The organism is Streptomyces mexicanus (genome assembly GCF_902506575.1).
Classification (GTDB): Bacteria; Actinomycetota; Actinomycetes; order Streptomycetales; family Streptomycetaceae; genus Streptomyces; species Streptomyces mexicanus.
Window position 1 is genome coordinate 6,629,020 of record NZ_LR732544.1, and the last position, 17,449, is coordinate 6,646,468.

Here is a 17,449-nt window from a genome sequence, read left to right on the forward strand (position 1 = left end):
ACGATCGCGCTCGTCGCGGGCTCCGGGTGTGACGGCTTCGTTCGCTCCCCGGGCCGCCCTCGCCACGGCGACCGGCGCGGGCGGGACGCTTATGGTCCTGCTCGCGGTGATCCTCGTGATGCTGGCGCGGCTTTCCGGCGCGTACTGAGCCGAACGTGAGCGGCCCAAGCCGCTGTTCGCGGCGATCATCTACGTGCTGGTCAGCGGTTGTGCCTGGCGGGCTCTGCCGCCGTGTTCCGGGATGTCGGAGTCGACCGCGCACTGCCGGTTCCTGATCTGGTCGCGGGCCGGCGTGTGTGGGGACGGCTGCACGAAGCGGTGCTGCACCGACTCGATGACGCCGGCTTCATGGCGTCTCGCCCGTGGTCCTCGACTCCGCTCACGTGCGGGCTAAAAAGCGGCGAACTCACAGGTCCGAACCCCGTGGACCGGAGTAAGCCGGGTTCCAAGACGCACGTCCTGTCGGACGCGAACGGACTGTCCCTCCTGGTCGGGGTCTCGGCCGCCAGCACCCACGACAGCGAAGCGCTGAAGCCCATGGTCGAGGGTCACCGAACGAGACAGGATCCTCACCGCGGCCGCCCCTTCGAGCCTCCACGCCTGCGCGCCGACAAGGCGTATGACGTCCCCTACATGCGGACATGGTTACGCGGCAAACGCATCGGGGTGTGCATCGCCCGCAAAGGCATCGAGGCCAGCGAACGCCTGGGCCGCCGTCGTCGGGTGATCGAGCGGACGATGTCCTGGCTGTCCGGCTACTGCAGGCTCAGCCTCCGCTACGAGCGGGATCCCCGTAACCACCTCGCCTTTCTCCGCCTCGCCGCCGCTTTGTGCTGCTGCAAGCGACTGATCCGCCTCACTACATAGGACACGGTCTCATGCGGCAGGTCGCTCCACTCTGTGGGGCTACGCCTGGTCGAAGGTCCAGACGAGCACTACTTGCTTCTCTTCCGGGACGCCTCCGGCACGACAGTAAGTGGCCCGTGCCGCCACGTTGTCCTCGTCCGTGATCACCCACATGCCGTAGCAGTTCCGTTCGCGCGCCAGGTCTGCAAGCGCCGACGCCAGGGCCCGGCCAACACCGCGACCGCGGAACGGCTCGTCCACACCCAGCTCGTACAGGAACATCTCCGTGCCCTTGTCCGGGTGTGTCATCTCGACGCCGGTGACCATCCCTACTGGGGCGTCATCGACATAGGCGATCAGGAGGTGGTGGCGCTCGTCCGCCAGGAACCTCTCAGTCGCCTCCGGCAGAGGGGACACATCGAAGAGATGCCCGGCGTCCTGGACAGCCTCGGCCCGAGTGATGCGACGGATCTCCATGGGGGGATCCTGTCAGGTTTCGGCATGGACGGCACCGGTTTCCTCCCTCACCTGAGCCTTCCGGTGCCAGAAGCGGGTTTCGCGCCTGGTCCCACGATCGCCAGACCCCTCACACCGTCGATTCGGCCCTCCGCCAAGTCGTCAACAGGGCGAACATTGCCTGCCGCGGCGCTGGTCGCCGTGGGATTGGATGACCGTGCGACGCCGGATCGCCGAGTTGCTGTGCGAGACGATCTGGTCCGAGGTTTATTCAGCGGCTCCGCGTCCTCCCGGTCGATCCGGTCCCGCACCCGGCGCAGCCGCGCCAGGTCGCTCAGCCCATGGAGAACCGGCTGGAGTTGTAGAAGGGCCAACCCGAGGCGGCCGTCAGGCGCTGCTCACGTTCCTGCTCGCCGGCGGTGCGCTCGGCCTCGTCGAGCACTGCGCGCCGGCTCGGGGCTAGCAGGCAGTCCAGTCGGCGTAGCACCGTGAACGGCAGGATCACGCGCCCGTACTCGGAAGACTTGAAGTCGCGGCGCAGTAGGTCGGCCACCGACCAGACGAGCTTGGACAGATGCCCGGTGCCGTCACTCATGCTGTCCTCCGCAGGCCGGTGCCCTCCATGGGACGGATCATCCCATGGCGGTGGCCGGGTCGGCCCACGAGGAGCACACGACGCCGACGTGCCGGTGACGGTGCCTGGGGACCTGGACGTCACCATCGTCGGTGGTCGTTGCTCGTCAACCGTCGATCAGTCGACCGGACGTCAGCCGTCGTTCCCTTTCAGTGAAGCCGCTCCACCTGCCCGGGCTTCATTTCTGCAATGTGCTCCGCACCAGACATGAACGCCGGACCTGACGAAGCACTCGGGTTCACTGCAGCCAGTCCCTCTGGTCCGTCGCAGCCGGCGCGTCGTCGGTTCGGGCGCTGGCGGCCTGTCGTGAAGCGCGAGGCATAGATTGTTCGGCGTGACGCTCGTTTGACGCTCCGAGTTCCCGTACGCGGGAGACCGGGCGGCTGGACTGCCTCTGACCGGGGCTTTTTCGTGACCTGTCCAGCTCGATCCCTTACCGATGACGCATCATGTGGAGTGCGTGGCGGTTCTGGAGCCCGCAGCAAGCGCAAACTCCGCCTCCGCCTGTCCCGGTACTGTGGCTTCGCATGACAGGCGCCGAGATTGAGATCACAGCAGACCTGGTCCGTGACTTGCTGCAGGAGCAGCATCCAGACCTTGCAGGGCTCGCCATCCGCGAGGTGGCGGGCGGCTGGGGCAACCAGATGTGGCGCCTCGGGGCCGAGTTGGCCGTGCGCATGCAGCGCATGGATCCCACTCCGGAGCCCCAGCTCAAGGAGCGGCGGTGGCTGCCCGTGTTGGCCCCGCGCCTGCCGCTCCCGGTGCCGACCCCGGTGCGGTTCGGTGAGCCGTCCCTACGCTTCCCCAAGCACTGGACCGTGATGACATGGGTTCCTGGAGTGCCGCTGGACTCCTCCTCGATCAGCCGCGGCGACCACGCGGCCGACACCCTGGCGGGCTTCCTCAAGGCACTCCACGTGGAGGCGCCCGCTGACGCGCCGATCAGTGAGGACCGCGGTGACCATCCCAAGAAGTGCACGGACGGCTTCGACCGCTTCTTCGACGCCGTGGTCCCCGACGAACTGGCCGATGATGTCCGGGCCGTCTGGGAGGACGCCGTCGCGGCGCCCGAGTGGGAGGGGCCGCCGCTGTGGGTGCATGGCGACTTGCATCCGGCAAACGTCGTCGTCTCGGACGGGAGGCTCGCGGGCGTGATCGACTTCGGGTCCATGTTCGCCGGCGATCCGGCGTGGGACCTCGCCGCCGCATGGGTCATTCTTCCGGCAGGCGCCGCTTCACGCTTCTTCGACGTCTACGCGCAGGCGGACGAGGGGACTATCCGGCGCGCCCGCGGACTGGCCGCGCTGAAGAGCCTGTTTGTCATGGTGATGGGCCAGAACGGAGAACGGGGCCTTCCGGGCGGCAAGGCGACATGGGGACCCGCAGGCCGGGCAGCGCTCGATCGCGTTCTGAGGGGCTGATGCAGGCACGGAGCGACGAGCCTCAGTGGCCCATCCCGCTTCCATCCGTCCGGTCGTGCGCGACTCGGTGGTCAACCTTCGCTGCGGGAGGTCAATGCCCGTCGAGCGCTACCACCTCACCCTGACCGTCGACGGCCGTGCGGTGATGCAGGTCTTGAAGGGGCACCGGGTTCGGTGAGACGGGGTGCAACCTGGGCCCGGCGTTCGAGACGAAAGGGGCTCGTCGTACCCCACCGGGGTCGCGTCCACCTCGGAGCCGACAGTGAAGTAACCGCGTGCGGCTCGGCATCGAAGAATGGCCGGGACCCACGCGTCACCCGTGGTGAGGCGGTCCCCTTGTCTTCAGCAGTCGCACGTTGTCTTCAGCAGTCGCCCGCGCGTGGCCGCTGGCCGGGAGGCCGCCGTACCGTGAGCCCGCCGTACCGTGAGCCCTGGTACTGCCGTCGGTCTCCTCCTTCATTCGCCGGTCACGGCTGCGCTCCCGTCGGGCCGTTCGCTGCTGTCGACATAGACGACCAGCGTCTGTTCCGGCTGTTCGGCCAGGTGAAAGCGGTGTACGCATATTCGGTCGCTCCCCGTTGTGGGTGTCGCAGCCGTTTGCGACCGCTGTGCCGGGCCTGCACCTCGTACTGCGGCCACCAGTCCCGCACCTCTGCGCTGCCCTCGTTCAGGTCCTCGATCAGTCGGGTGTATCGCGGGTCGCCGGAGTGGCGTGCCGCTAGCGTCCGAAGTCGGCCGAGCAGTCCGCGTGCTTCGGGTTCCCAGTCGACCAGGACGTCCCGGGCCACCGGCTCGAGGAACACCCAGCGGGCGAAGTTGGCGGGCCGGTCCGCCTCCGTGATGAGCCTCGGGAACAACTCCTGGGCTGCCTGGTTGTGACTCAGCACGTCATAGTTGCCGCCGATGATGTACGCCGGGTTCGGCTGGAGCAACAGGGGGATCGCACCCGCCTCGGCCGGGAGCGGCTCGCATTCCTCGGCTTCGGCCGCAGGCGCGTGACCGGCAAGCTGGAAAAGATGATCACGCTCGTGCCGGTCGAGCCGCAGAGCCGTGGCGAGGGCGTCGAGTACCTGCGTGGAGACGCGGATCTTTCGCCCCTGCTCCAGGTACGTGTACCAGGTGGCGCTGATCCCGGCCAGCAGTGCCAGTTCCTCTCGGCGAAGTCCCGGAGTCCGGCGACGGCCGGTCTGGGGCAGGCCCACCTCCTCAGGGGTCAGACGCTCTCTCCGGCTGCGCAGGAATTCGCTGAGCTGACGGCGTTGGTCCGGCTCCGTGGGCATGGCGGATGGCACCTTCAGTTCCAGAATAAACACGGTCTGGATACCAGGCTAAGCCCATCGGAGACTGGTGTGCGAGCACGGGCCGCGGCATGACCGGCGGCCTTCACACGGTCACACCGGCACCCGGCCGTCCAGTGCGCAACGGCTTGGCGGACGTTCCTCCAAGACTCGCTGCCGCTCGGCTCCGGCCCCGCCGCCGAAGACGGAAAGGGCAATACATGTCCGGAATCAAGGGCAAGGTGGTCGCGATCACCGGAGCCAGCAGCGGCATCGGCGAAGCAACCGCGCTGCTGCTCGCCGAACGCGGCGCGCGACTCGTCCTCGGCGCGCGCCGCTCCGAACGCCTGGCGGAACTGGTGGCCCGGATCGAGAAGACAGGTGGCATCGCCGTGCACATCCGCACCGACGTGACCCGACGGGACGACCTGCAGGCCCTGGTCGCGCTGGCCAGTGAGTGCTTCGGCCGACTCGACGTACTCGTCAGCAATGCCGGAGTCGGCACCATCTCGCCTCTCGACGATCTGCGCGTCGAGGAGTGGGACCACATGGTCGACGTCAACGTGAAGGGCGTGCTGCACGGGATCGGCGCCGCGCTGCCGGTCTTCCGGGCGCAGGGAACCGGCCACTTCATCACCATCGCCTCGACGGCCGCGTTTCGCATCGTGCCGACCATGGCCGTCTACGCCGGCACCAAGTTCGCGGTCCGGGCCATCTGCGAAGGACTGCGCCAGGAAGCCGGCGGCTCCTTGCGGGTGACCACCGTCTCACCTGGTGCGACTGCGACCGACTTCGCCGAGGCGTCCACCAACAGCCAGGTCAGGGCAGAGATCACGAAGATGCGGGACGACATCGCGATCCCGCCCGACGCGATCGCCCGGGCCATCGCTTTCGCGATGGAACAGCCTGCCGCGGTCGACGTGAACGACATCGTCGTCCGGCCCACCGCCCAGAGCTGACCTCTCCCACCCTTCCGGCGCATGTTGCCATGAGACCGGGCCCGCGCCGAATGCCCGGACCCTCGGCCGGCCGCCGGCGACGGTCACGTCCCTGCACGAGGGGCGCCTGGCGCACCTTCCGCCGGACACCAGTCCGCTGCCCTCGGTGTCTCATACGCCGCGATCGGCTCCGCCTGCCGCTTGCTGCGGCTGCCGTCGATCCGCACCGAGTTCTCTGACATCGCCGACCGGGCGATTGAAGGACCATGCGACCACCGTGCCCGTCGCAGGTCGGCGTGCGAGTCACCGTGCACCCCCGAGTACGGCTGACCTGCACAGCGTCATGAGGATTGACGACGAGACGGGCGGAGACCGGTGCGACGCTTCAGCCGACCGCGCTCCGATCACCGGGCTCGGCGAGACCCATGAGAACGGCTCGGCCGGGCACCTGATGTTCCGTCCCCACCACCCTGGCGTGGAGTGTGTGCCGCATCCGCTTCTGCCTGCCGACCCGAACGGGGACACCTGTCGCCAGGCGCCACTGCACGGGTCCGTCCGCAAGGTCGAACGTCGGGTGTGTCAGAGCCGTCTCGTGGTGAACAAGGTGGTCCCGTGTACCGCGTCCACTTCCTTCCGATCGGTCTCGGTGAACCCGACCTTGGCCAGCACTCTGCGAGAAGCGGCGTTCCAGTCCCAGACGGTGGCCCACAGACGTTCGTACCCAGACGATCGCGCCCATTCCAGAACCGCCAACGAGGCCTCGGTCGCGTATCCCTGACGCCAAACTCTGCGGAGCAGCTCGAATGCCAGCTCCGGTTCCCCTGTCGATCCTCGCCCGCTGTCGACCAGCCCGCAATAGCCGATGACGTCACGAGACGCCTTCCGTTCGACCGCCAACAACCCGGTCGACCACACCTTGTCGGTGTGGATCGAATCCTCGAGCTCCGCGACCGTGGGGTGTCCGTCCGTGTCGATTCGGCGGTGCGGCGGCACTCGTGGATCACGTTCGGTCCACAGTTCACGCTGGACGACGGCCTCGTGCACCCGCCAAGGTCTGAGCAGCAGCCGACTTGTCTCGAGGAGAATCTCGCTGCCCGGCGCGCCAACAGTCATGGCAGCAACCATCTCACGGGCGAGGACCTGTTGCGCCGACATCCCGCTTCGCGGACACGGCAGTGCCGTCATCACGCGCACCGACGGCCACGCCGTGCACCTGCCGGCCGCGGCCCTCCACGACAGCCAGACCGTCATCGCCCAGCGCCAGGTCGCAGCCAAGAGCAACGAAGTCCCCGCCTTCACCCCGCTGCTGGAGAAGCTGGACCTGAGCGGTGTCGTCGTCACCGCAGAGGCCATGGTCGGCTTCGCCCTGGCCGGCCGAGCCGGCGCCCGACCTGGGCGCCGGAGCGAGACGCTGTGGTCGCCCGCTACCGCGACACGGCTGCGACCTGAGCCCCGCCGGGGGAGTCGATCCGGCCAAGAAGAGCACCGGCCGCAAAACGGCACGTCGACACCGACACACTCGGCCTTTCCCCCCCGTCGCCGTCACCGCCGCAAGCGTCCACGACTTCGCGGCCGGCACCCACCTTCTGGCAACGGTCGCGGAGCAACACCCACTGTCACCCAAGCCTGGGCCGACAACGGCTACACGACCAAAGCCGTGGAACTCGCCGCCCAGATCCGCATCGGCCTCGAAATCGTCCAACGCGACCCGACCACCCGCGGCTTCCGCGTCCAACCCCGCCGCCGGGTCATCGAGCGCACCCTCGGCCGGCTCATGCACCACCGACGCCTGGCCCGCGACCACGCAACCCACCCCCAACCGGTCAGCAGCCATGATCCAACTGGCCGCCATCAATGACGATCACCCGTGACGACCGCGCCTGCGCATGCCTGCGCCGGACGGGGGAAGACCAGGCATACCGCGCACCGTGACCGGGTCGTCGCGGGACGGATGCGGCAGCGGGCCGGGCTGCCCTTCGCGATCGCTCCTTTGTAGGGGAAATATCACAAGTTGCGAATCTTGGGGCGTGCCGAGGGCCGTGGCGGGAACTCGGTCACCCGTCGATCGGCGCACCGGACCCGCGGGTCAGTACGCCGACGTCGGGGATCGAAACACTGGGGAGAAGCCTTGACAGCGCGCCTGGGGGCCGAAGAAGAGTTCCATCTGGTGGATGTGGAGAGCGGAAGACTCGCCCCGCACGCCACCGAGCTGATCGCCGGGCTGGGCAGGCCCTTCACCTCCGAGCTGCAGCAGTCGGTGGTGGAGAGCAACTCCGGGGTGCACGCCACCCTCGACGGCCTGTACCGCGACCTGGCGTCGACCCGGCGGCGCCTCGACCGGGCAGCGGCCACACTCGGCCTCGCGGTCGTCGCCGCCGGAACAGTACCCCTCGCCGACGTCGGCGCCGCCGACGTCACCGCCGACCGGCGCTACCGGCACATGCGCCAGGAGTACCGCCGGGTCGCCGACGAGCAGCTGATCTGCAGCGCGCAGATCCACGTCGACGTCCCCGACCGCGACACCGCCGTACGCGCGATGTGCCTGGTGTCGCCCTGGCTGCCGCCCCTGCTGGCGCTGTCGGCCAGTTCCCCCTTCTGGCTCGGATCCGACACCGGGTACGCCAGCTGGCGAACCATGCTGTGGCAGCGCTGGCCCACCGCGGGCCCAGCGGGCTGCCACGCCGACGCGGCCGAGTACGACGCGGCCGTCGCGGACCTCATCCGCTCCGGTGTCATCAGCGACGCCGGCATGATGTACCAGGACATACGGCCCTCGGCGCACCTGAGCACCCTTGAGCTTCGGATCTGCGACGCCTGCCCGCGAGTGGAGACGGTGGTGCTCGTCGCCGGGCTCTTCCGGGCCCTCGTGCGCGACGCGGTCGCGCGACTGGAGGGCGTGGAGGGGCCCCTGTGCGACGGCCGCCACGACTGGTTGCGGGCCGCCACCTGGCGGGCGGCCCGGTCGGGCCTGGAGGGCGACCTGGTCGATCCGGTGACCCGGGAGGCCCTCCCGGCCCCGGTGGTCCTGACCGGCATGCTGGCCCGGCTCCGCCCGGCGCTGGAGGCGGCCGGCGACTGGGACACCGTGCACGCCCTGCTCGAGGAGGCCCTGGCCTGCGGCAGCGCGGCTCACCGGTTGCGCCGCGTGGTCCGGGCCGAGGATCTCCTGGCCGGCACGGACCTTCTGGCGGCCGAGACCCGCGGAGAGCGCGGCACGCGTCCGGCGTCCGCCCGCCGGCCGCGCGTCGCCGGGCCCGCGGGCTCCGCCACCGCACGGTCCCTCGGAACCGGGTTCCCCGCCTCGACAGGCAGCGGGTGACACGGCGAACCCGCCGCGCCCCGTCTTTGCATGCACTTCGACCGACCCAGGCGGGCGCCGGTGCCGCACCGGCGCCCACAGGCCGGTCCGCGCCCCGCGGATCGGCGTCCCGTGAAGGAGTCACATCCATGCGCACCACGCAGGACCCCTCGACACCCGGACACAGTCGTACACCTCACGCGGCGCGGCCCGGCGGATCCGGACCCCGCGGGAGCAACGGGCACCCCTCGTGCGCCGTGTCCAGGGAAAGGCGGGCGTGCTGATGTGCGGACTCACCGGAGAGATACGGTTCGACGGCGAGCGCCCCGACATCGCGGCCGTGGAGCGGATGACCGACCGGCTCGCACCGCGCGGCCCCGACGGCCGCGGCGTGTGGTCGCACGGCGCGGTCGCCCTGGGCCATCGGCGGCTGAAGATCATCGACCTGTCGGAGAGCGGCGCACAGCCCATGGTGGACCCCATGGCCCGGCTCACCGGCGTCTTCAACGGCTGCGTCTACAACTACCGTGAGCTGCGCGAGGAGCTGCGCGCCCTCGGCCACCGGTTCTTCTCCGACTCCGACACCGAGGTGGTCCTCAAGGCCTATCGGCAGTGGGGCACCGACTGTGTCACGCACTTCCACGGCATGTTCGCGTTCGCCGTCGTCGAGCAGGACACCGGCCGGGTCGTGCTGGCCCGCGACCGGCTCGGCGTCAAACCGCTGTACCTCACGGCGACAGCGGACCGGCTCCGGTTCGCTTCCTCGCTGCCGGCCCTCCTGGCAGCCGGTGACGTCGACACCAGCCTCGACCCCGTGGCCCTGCACCAGTACTTCAGCTGGCACGCGACGGTCACGGCTCCGCACACCGTCCTCAACGGGGTCCGCAAGCTGCCGCCCGCCACCGTGCGGGTCATCGAACCGGACGGGTCCCACCAGGACCACCGCTACTGGCAGCCCGCCTACACGCGCCGCCCCGAGTACGCGGCCATGAGCGCCGACGACTGGACGGACGCGGTACTGCACGCACTGCGCAAGGCCGTCCGCCGCCGGATGGTGGCCGACGTGCCGGTGGGCGTGCTGCTGTCCGGCGGACTCGACTCCAGCCTCATCGTCGCCCTGCTGGCCGAGGAGGGGCAGAACGACCTGGCGACCTTCAGCGTCGGCTTCGAGTCCGAGGGAGGCGAGGACGGGGACGAGTTCCACTACTCCGACCTCGTCGCGCGCCACTTCGACACCCGGCACCACCAGCTGATGGTTCCCTCCGACCGGGTCTCCGGCGCTCTGGAGACCGCGGTGCAGGCCATGAGCGAACCCATGATGAGCCATGACGTGGTCGCCTTCCACCTGCTGTCCGAGCAGGTCGCCAAGGAGGTCAGGGTCGTCCAGAGCGGCCAGGGCGCGGACGAGGTGTTCGCCGGGTACCACTGGTACCCGGCCATGGCGGACGTCCCCCGCCGGCGCGCCGCCGACGCCTACATCGCCACCTACTCCGACCGGTCCCACCAGGAGCTGTCCGCCATCCTCGAACCCGCCTTCCTGCCCGAGCGGGACGTCTCCGCCGAGTTCGTCCGCGCCCACATGGCGGCCGAGGGCGCCGAGACGGCCCTGGACGCCGACCTCCGGCTGGACACGCACGTGATGATGGTCGACGACCCGGTCAAACGCGTCGACAACATGACCATGGACTGGGGCCTGGAGGCCAGGGTCCCCTTCCTGGACCATGAGCTGGTCGAACTCGCCGCCGCCTGCCCGCCCGAGCTCAAGCTCGCCGACGGCGGTAAGGGCGTCCTGAAGGCGGCCGGGCGCAAGGTGCTGCCCCGTGAGGTGGTGGACCGGCCGAAGGGCTATTTCCCGGTTCCGGCGATCAAGCACATGGCGGGCCCCGTCCTGCAGCGGGTCCGTGAGCCCCTCCCCGCCCCGGAGGCCCGGGCCCGGGGTGTCTTCCGCCGGGAGTACGTCACCGAGCTGCTCGCGGCGCCCAATGCCCACCGCACCCGGCGAGGAGCCAACACACTGTGGCAAGTAGCGCTTCGGGAGACATGGCTGCAGACGCACGGCGTGCGCTGACCGGGACGAGCGGACGGCCCGGCCCCGCACGCGCCGGTGACGGCGGCGCCCCGCCGGGCCGGGGCCCGGACGGTGCGTGGTCGGCCTTGCACGCCGGTCCAGCCGCCGGCGCCGCCCCGGCCGGCGAAGCGGCGGTTCCCCACACGCGGGACACGGCGTGGTCCCCTCCCGCGGCGCCGTCCGGAGACACCGACGAGACGGCCGCCCGGCCCGCGCCCGAGTCCGTCGTCCTCGCGGACACCGCCGCGCAGCACGACGTACGCCGGCCCCTGATCGCGCACGGATGCTGGTACCCGTCCGTCGACCCCAGCGGCCGGCACGTCGCCGTGATCTGCGACCGCACCGGTGTCCCGCAGCTGTGGACGGGGCCCGTGGACGGCGACGAGGTCCGTCTGCTGGACGCCGAGCCCGACCCGGTGACCGAGGTGTCCTGGTCCCCGGACGGACGGTGGATCGCCTACACGACCGCACCCGGGGGCGGGGAACTGACCCGGGTCCTGTGCGTACGCCCCGACGGCACAGGGCGCCGGCTCCTCGCCGGAGGGGAGCCCGGCACCTCCGCCCACCTCGGCTGCTGGACGCACGACGGCTCGGCTCTCGCCGTGACCGTGAGGGAACCCGGGCCCGCGGACCCCGACCGGGCCGGCCTCGCCGCGGGCACCGCCCCGGCGGGCCCGCCCGTCCCCGTCCATCCGGGCGACTGGGCGCACCGCGACGGTCACGCCGTCCTGCTGGGCGGGGCGCCGCTGACCGTGCCGGTCGGCCCGCAGTCCGGGCGGGCCGGGACCCACCCCGGGCGGCCGCTGGGCACCAGGACCCTGACCGCCTACCTCGTCGATCCCGACGGTGCGAGCGCGCCGGTGCTGCTGGTGAGCGAACCCGGGGCGGCCAGCCTGCGCGTGTGCGCACTGAGCCGCAGCGGCCGCTTCGCCCTGGTGCGCCGCGGCCCGCGGGGCGGCCGGGAGGCACTCGTCGTACGGCGCACCGACCGCGCGGTCACCTGCGCGGTGCGGGCCGCCGACGGCGACCCGTGGATCGGCGGCTTCTCGCCGGACGAGCGCACCCTGTGGCTGCGCAGCGACAGCGGCCGCGAGTTCGCCGCACTCCTCGAAGTGAGCCTCGGTCCGCGCGGGGAGTGGCGGGGACAGCGCGTGGCCGCCGCCCGCGACGACTGCGACCTGGAGCTTCTGGTCCTCCACCACGACGCGCGCAGCGCCCTGCTCGCGTGGAACGTGCGCGGCGTCAGCGACCTGGAAGTCACCGCACTGCCGCCGGCCGGGTCCGCGGACCGCGCCACGCACCGGGCCGGGGGAGCCACCACCCAGGCCGCCGGGGGCGCGACGTCCCTGGCCACCGAGGGAGCGACGGCCGAGCCCGACGCCTCCCTGACCGGCCCGGCCCTGCCCCACGAAGTGATCACCCGCATGGCGCCGGGCTCCGACCCGGACAGCCCCGTACTGGCGCTGTCGGGGTCCCGGCGCCGACCCGGCGTGTGGTGGCTGCCGCACGGGCTGCCCCTGCGCACCCCCTGGTCCTCGAGGGACGAGGACGCCATCCCCGGTGGCCCCGGCGGCCACCCTCCCGTCCGGCCGTTCCCGCTGCGCCCCGTCGCCCGGGACGGGCTGCGCCTCGGCGGCTGGTACTACCGGGCGCCGGGCCGCTCCGCGCACGAGCCGGCGCCCTGCGTGCTGCACCTGCACGGCGGCCCCGAGGAACAGGAACGTCCCGTCCTGCAGACGCTCTACCACGAACTCCTCGGCCGCGGGCTGGACATCTTCGCCCCCGACGTCCGGGGCTCCTCCGGGTACGGCCGCTCCTTCGTCGACGCGGACCTCGGCACGGGCAGGTTCGCGGCGATCGAGGACGTCGCCGACTGCGCCGCCCACGCGATTCTGGCAGGCCTCGCCGACCCCGGCCGCCTGGCCGTGATGGGCCGCTCCTACGGCGGCTACCTGACCATGGCCTCGCTGGTCTGGCACCCGGAGCTGTTCCGCACCGGGGTGGCGGTCTGCGGGATGTCCGACCTGCTCACCTTCTTCGCCGGCACCGAGCCGTGGATCGCGGAGTCCGCCGTCCACAAGTACGGCCATCCGGAGCGCGACCGCGACCTGCTGCGTGCGCTGTCGCCGATGAGCCGCATCGACGAGCTGCGCGTCCCGGTTCTGGCGGTGCACGGAGAACACGACACCAACGTGCCGGTGGGGGAGTCCCAGCAGTTCGTGCGGGCCGCGCGGGAACGGGGCCTGGAGGCCGAACTGCTGCTGCTGCGGCAGGAAGGCCACGACTTCCGGCGGGCGGACAACCGCCGCCTCTTCCGCCGGACCGCGGCCGACTGGATGCAGCGCCATCTGCTGGGCCAGGAAGCCATCCACTGGGCTCCATGACCGCCGAGGCGTCCCCGCTCCGCTCCGCCCCCACCCGCAGCGGTGGCGGGGCGCTCGATGAGCCGGCCGCGTCGGAAGCGGGCTCCGGCCCGGACGAGGGCGACGAGGTGGGGTGCCTGAGTACGGCTCGTTGACCGTGTATGGCCGAACCCGTGATCGTCGCTGTGCACAACACCCCGCCCGGCGCCCCTGACACCGACGGCCTCCACCTGGAGATGCACGCTGACTCAGGCGCCCGCCTCACCGTCCACCTCGGCACCCGCCATGCGCCGTCCCCTGTCCCGACCCAGCCCGAGCCTTCCGACTGGGAAGACCTGTCCGGCCCTCGTGAGCCTCGGTCCGAAGCTCAGGACGCGCACAAGTACGTTGTGCGTTATGGGGGTGTCTTCACATTTGAGGATGTAGCGCCGAGAAGGTAGAGCTGTCGGGCGGATGGGTGTGAGCCGTCAGGCGGTGCGAGCTTTCTCACGGTGTGCGAGGACCTCGTCCATGTGCGTCTGCGCCCAGTTTCTGAGCCCGCGCGTCATGTGGTGGAGCGAGAGACCGAGGTCGGTCAGCTCGTAGGAGACGGTGACCGGCACGGTCGGCGTCACGGTTCGGGTGAGCAGGCCATCGTGCTCCAGCGACCGCAGCGTCTGGGTCAGCATCTTCTGGCTGACCCCGGCCAGAAGGCGATAGATCTCGGAGTAACGCATCGGCTTCGGAGCGTCTGCGTGTGCCGCACCGGGCTGGTCGGCGTCGTTGTCGCCGCCCAGCGCACACAGGACCAGGACGACCCACTTGTTGGAGATCCGGTCGAGCAGCTGCCGGCTGGGGCACCCCGCCAGGAACGCGTTGTACTCGACCTTGGCCTGAGCCCTCTTCTGGTCCGCCTTCACCGTCGTCACTGATCGCACCTCTCACCGATGGGTGGGTTACGCACTCCAAAGTGCCTACTTCCCGACAGGAAGTTTCTCTCCCATGCTGATGCAGGGAGGCAGCAGGCGCCACCCCCGAGTGCACGACGAAAGGCACCAAGATGAGCACACCCTCCCTCTCTCTTCCCGGCGGCACCTGGACTCTGGGTGACTTGACCGTCACCCGGTTCGGCTACGGCGCCATGCAACTGGCCGGCCCGTGGGTCATGGGGCCGCCCGCCGATCGCGAGGGTGCCCTGGCGGTTCTGCGTGAAGCGGTCGACCTCGGTATCACCCACATCGACACCAGCGACGCCTACGGGCCGCGCGTCACCAACGAGTTGATCCGCGAGGCACTGCATCCCTATCCCGAGTCGCTGCACATCGTGACCAAGGTGGGCGCGACCCGCGATGAACAGGGTGGCTGGCCTCCGGCCCGGCGACCCGAAGATCTGCGCCGCCAGGTCCACGACAACCTCAAGTCCCTCCGGCTCGACGTACTCGACCTGGTCAACCTTCGACTCGGCAACGCCGAAGGTCCCCAGCCCGGCTCGCTCGCCGAGGCGTTCGAGACGCTCGTCGAACTCCAGTAGCAGGGTCTGATCCGCCACCTCGGGGTCAGCAACGCCACCGAGGAGCAGGTCACCGAGGCACGGAGCATCGCGCCGATCGTGTGCGTGCAGAACATGTACAACCTCGCCCACCGCCACGACGACAAGCTCATCGACCGGCTCGCCACTGACGGCGTCGCGTACGTGCCCTTCTTCCCCCTCGGGGGCTTCACCCCGCTTCAGTCCTCGGCGCTCTCGGCGGTCGCCGCTCGATCGGAGGCGACACCGATGTCCGTCGCACTGGCCTGGCTGCTGCAGCGATCACCGAACATCCTGCTCATCCCTGGCACGTCATCGACGGCGCACCTGCGCGAGAACATCGCCGGCGCGGGACTCCGTCTCTCTCATGAGGACTTGACCGAGCTGGACGAGATCAGCCGCTGAACGCCCCCAGAGCTGAACGGCCCACAAGCCGCGCGACTGGCTGGACTGGTACAACTACCACCGGCCCCACACCGGAATCAGCGGCCAAACACCAGCCAGCCGCGTCACCCAACCTGCCCGATCAGCACACCGAGCCCTTGCCCTTCTGCTTCATCTCCGCCCGGGTCGGCCGCATGTCGGCCCGCCCCAGATCGGTGAGCTGCTACGACGCTCGCTGCACCAGTTCCCCCACCGGCTGCTCACCCGACGCGGTGCGGCTGTCGATGGCGGGACGGTTCGTTTCAGCCATCGTCATCACCTGCATGTTTCGTGTCGGCCGAGTCACCATGCAGACGCGGGCAGACACCCGCCGCAGCAGCACTGACACCCACTGTTCACCAGATCAACCGATGGACATGGCGAGGCAGGCGCCGCACCGACTCGGCTGTCGCCACGCCGATTGCCGCGCCCGCGACCACGTCGCTGGGGTAGTGGGCGCCGGAGTGGACGCGTTGGACAGCCACCGCGCCGGCCGCCGTGGCGCACAGCGCACCGGCCGCCGGCCACACCCTGGCCACGGCGGCCGTGAATCCGGCGGCGGCCGCGGTGTGCCCGGACGGAAAGGACGGCGAGTCCGGGCGGTCCTGCACATCGTCGTGCGGAACAAGATGTTCGGGTGGGCGGCGCCGCTGCAACAGCGGCTTGACCACCGCGTTCGATACGGTCTCCGCTGCCGCCATCGCAGCCAGCCCGGCCAGCGCGGCGCGCTTGCCGCGCACGCCCCGCCCTGCCAGCACTGCGGCGACGGCCCACCACAGCCGGGTCTGCTCCGCGGCCTCCGCTACCGCCGGCATGCACTGCCGCACCCACCCCGGCCGCCAACCCGCCACCCGCCGCAGCGGTTGGGCTTCCAGCCGACACAGCTCTGCTTCCACGTCCATGACCAGGCGAGTCACCCGTTGATCCCGGCTCAGTCCCTCACTTCGCCGGTCGGCCGATCTCCCTCCACCGCGCGTCTTCGGTCCTGCTCGTCCCCTGGCGGCACCGCCTCACCCTCACCGCCCTGCGCGCCGCCGTCCTCAGCATGACGCGCTCGTCGTCTGACGTCTGGGCGGCCTGGGCAAGTTCGCCAACGCCTGCTGGGAGTTCAGCGATCACGAGACCACCGTCAGTACGATCTTGCCTTGGATATGCCCCTGCGCGGCCCGTGCATGTGCGCTGCCCGCCTCAGACAGCGAGTAGGTGCTGTCCACGCCGACCTGGAGCTTGCCCTCATCGAACAGGCGCGCGATCTCGGCAAGCTGGGGGCCGTTGGAACGTACCTGAATGTTCGAGACCGTGATGCCCAGACGCGCCGTCTCTTTCGGGTCGTACTGGGCGAAGAACACCGGAAGCATGGTGCCTCCGCGCTTGAGCACGGTCAGGAAGCGTCGGCTGTCCGGGCCACCGACGGTGTCGATCACCAGGTCGACGCCGCTGACCACGTCCGCGGCCTGCGTCGTGGTGTAGTCGATGATCTCATCGGCGCCGAGCTTGTGCAGGAACTGCTCGTGCCGACCCGAGGCCACCGCGATGACGTGGGCACCCTTCCACTTCGCCAACTGCAACGCGAAGTGGCCCACTCCACCGGCTGCCCCGTTGACCAGCACGGTCATCCCCGGCGTGATCGGCACCGGCTGGTGCACCTGGCCTGTGAAAGGAGACGGCACGTCGTGACCGAGATCAATCAGGTACTGCCAGGCCGTAAGCACGGCCATCGGCGCCCCGGCCGCCTGTACGTGGTCGATAACGGCTGGCTTGTGAGCGAGGTCAGAAGCCGGCGCTGCCACGTACTCGGCGTACGTCCGGCCCTCGAATCCGGGGAACCGCAGCATGCCGAAGACCTCGTCACCGACTGTGAACCCCGACACGTCCGGAGCGACCGCCTCGACCACGCCCGACATGTCCGTTCCAGGAATCAAGGGGAACTCCAGCGCCGGCCTCATCTCGGCCGGCATGACCTTCATCCCCTCACGCAGGTACCAGTCCGGTGGGTTGACGCCCACCGCGTGCACCCGGACGAGCACCTCGCCCGGGCCGATCTCAGGAACCGGGACCTCCTCGTACTGCAGAACTTCCGGGCCGCCTGCTTCGTGAAACCGGATCGCCTTCATCAAGTCTGTCGCTCTCTCGGGGAAACGTTGCTCCTTCAGTCAAGGCCGAGGACGGCAAGGCCGTCCAAGACCGGTTCGGCAACCTGGTCATTCCGAAACGGCAT

The 17,449-nt window shown here is 70.2% G+C and carries 12 protein-coding genes and 4 pseudogenes; 9 read left to right on the top strand and 7 right to left on the bottom strand.

What is annotated here, in order from left to right:
• Nucleotides 1–172: 172 nt before the first annotated feature.
• Nucleotides 173–867, top strand: a pseudogene (locus GV126_RS29680) (IS5 family transposase); the annotation flags it as partial.
• 39 nt (nucleotides 868–906) lie between these two features.
• On the opposite strand, the gene GV126_RS29685 reads toward GV126_RS29680, so the two are convergent.
• Nucleotides 907–1,323 (bottom strand): GNAT family N-acetyltransferase, encoded by a 417-nt coding sequence (locus GV126_RS29685; RefSeq protein ID WP_159672472.1) that lies wholly within the window; start codon nucleotides 1,321–1,323, stop codon nucleotides 907–909.
• A 313-nt stretch (nucleotides 1,324–1,636) separates the two neighbouring features.
• On the bottom strand, nucleotides 1,637–1,897 hold the full coding sequence (locus GV126_RS29695) for a type I restriction-modification system subunit M N-terminal domain-containing protein (protein WP_159672476.1): 261 nt from the start codon (nucleotides 1,895–1,897) through the stop codon (nucleotides 1,637–1,639).
• 566 nt (nucleotides 1,898–2,463) lie between these two features.
• On the opposite strand from GV126_RS29695, the gene GV126_RS29700 reads away from it, so the two are divergent.
• A complete protein-coding gene (locus GV126_RS29700; RefSeq protein WP_159672478.1) occupies nucleotides 2,464–3,357 on the top strand; it encodes an aminoglycoside phosphotransferase family protein in 894 nt (297 codons plus the stop codon).
• Between the two features lie 456 nt (nucleotides 3,358–3,813).
• Here the strand turns inward: GV126_RS29700 and GV126_RS29705 are convergent.
• Nucleotides 3,814–4,637, bottom strand: a pseudogene (locus GV126_RS29705) (helix-turn-helix transcriptional regulator).
• A 218-nt stretch (nucleotides 4,638–4,855) separates the two neighbouring features.
• Here GV126_RS29705 and GV126_RS29710 point away from each other — a divergent pair.
• Both GV126_RS29710 and GV126_RS37765 read left to right on the top strand, forming a co-directional pair.
• Nucleotides 4,856–5,593 carry an SDR family oxidoreductase gene (locus tag GV126_RS29710; protein ID WP_159672480.1) on the top strand — a complete coding sequence of 246 codons (738 nt, stop codon included), beginning with the start codon at nucleotides 4,856–4,858 and terminating at the stop codon, nucleotides 5,591–5,593.
• 162 nt (nucleotides 5,594–5,755) lie between these two features.
• Nucleotides 5,756–5,866, top strand: a pseudogene (locus GV126_RS37765) (IS21-like element helper ATPase IstB); the annotation flags it as partial.
• Between the two features lie 285 nt (nucleotides 5,867–6,151).
• On the opposite strand, the gene GV126_RS29715 reads toward GV126_RS37765, so the two are convergent.
• Entirely contained in the window at nucleotides 6,152–6,685 is a 534-nt protein-coding gene (locus GV126_RS29715; protein ID WP_159672482.1) for a GNAT family N-acetyltransferase, read from the bottom strand.
• Here GV126_RS29715 and GV126_RS29720 point away from each other — a divergent pair.
• From GV126_RS29720 to GV126_RS29735, 4 genes are all read left to right on the top strand, one after another.
• Nucleotides 6,684–7,430, top strand: a complete 747-nt coding sequence (locus GV126_RS29720) for a transposase (RefSeq protein WP_159672484.1) — start codon at nucleotides 6,684–6,686, stop codon at nucleotides 7,428–7,430. The genes GV126_RS29715 and GV126_RS29720 overlap by 2 nt on opposite strands.
• 270 nt (nucleotides 7,431–7,700) lie before the next feature.
• Nucleotides 7,701–8,891 (top strand): carboxylate-amine ligase, encoded by a 1,191-nt coding sequence (locus GV126_RS29725; protein ID WP_159672486.1) that lies wholly within the window; start codon nucleotides 7,701–7,703, stop codon nucleotides 8,889–8,891.
• A gap of 262 nt (nucleotides 8,892–9,153) precedes the next feature.
• Nucleotides 9,154–10,938, top strand: coding sequence for an N-acetylglutaminylglutamine amidotransferase (locus GV126_RS29730; RefSeq protein WP_159674240.1), 1,785 nt, complete (start codon nucleotides 9,154–9,156; stop codon nucleotides 10,936–10,938).
• Entirely contained in the window at nucleotides 10,911–13,322 is a 2,412-nt protein-coding gene (locus GV126_RS29735; protein ID WP_159672488.1) for a prolyl oligopeptidase family serine peptidase, read from the top strand. The genes GV126_RS29730 and GV126_RS29735 overlap by 28 nt, the downstream gene beginning before the upstream one ends.
• Before the next feature lie 446 nt (nucleotides 13,323–13,768).
• On the opposite strand, the gene GV126_RS29740 is transcribed toward GV126_RS29735, so the two are convergent.
• Nucleotides 13,769–14,209 carry a winged helix-turn-helix transcriptional regulator gene (locus tag GV126_RS29740; RefSeq protein WP_159672490.1) on the bottom strand — a complete coding sequence of 147 codons (441 nt, stop codon included), beginning with the start codon at nucleotides 14,207–14,209 and terminating at the stop codon, nucleotides 13,769–13,771.
• Nucleotides 14,210–14,340: 131 nt separating this feature from the next.
• On the opposite strand from GV126_RS29740, the pseudogene GV126_RS29745 reads away from it, so the two are divergent.
• Nucleotides 14,341–15,213, top strand: a pseudogene (locus tag GV126_RS29745) (aldo/keto reductase family oxidoreductase).
• A gap of 374 nt (nucleotides 15,214–15,587) precedes the next feature.
• On the opposite strand, the gene GV126_RS29750 reads toward GV126_RS29745, so the two are convergent.
• Nucleotides 15,588–16,133 (bottom strand): phosphatase PAP2 family protein, encoded by a 546-nt coding sequence (locus GV126_RS29750; RefSeq protein ID WP_159672492.1) that lies wholly within the window; start codon nucleotides 16,131–16,133, stop codon nucleotides 15,588–15,590.
• Between the two features lie 213 nt (nucleotides 16,134–16,346).
• Nucleotides 16,347–17,345, bottom strand: coding sequence for an NADP-dependent oxidoreductase (locus GV126_RS29755; protein WP_159674242.1), 999 nt, complete (start codon nucleotides 17,343–17,345; stop codon nucleotides 16,347–16,349).
• Nucleotides 17,346–17,449 lie beyond the last annotated feature (104 nt).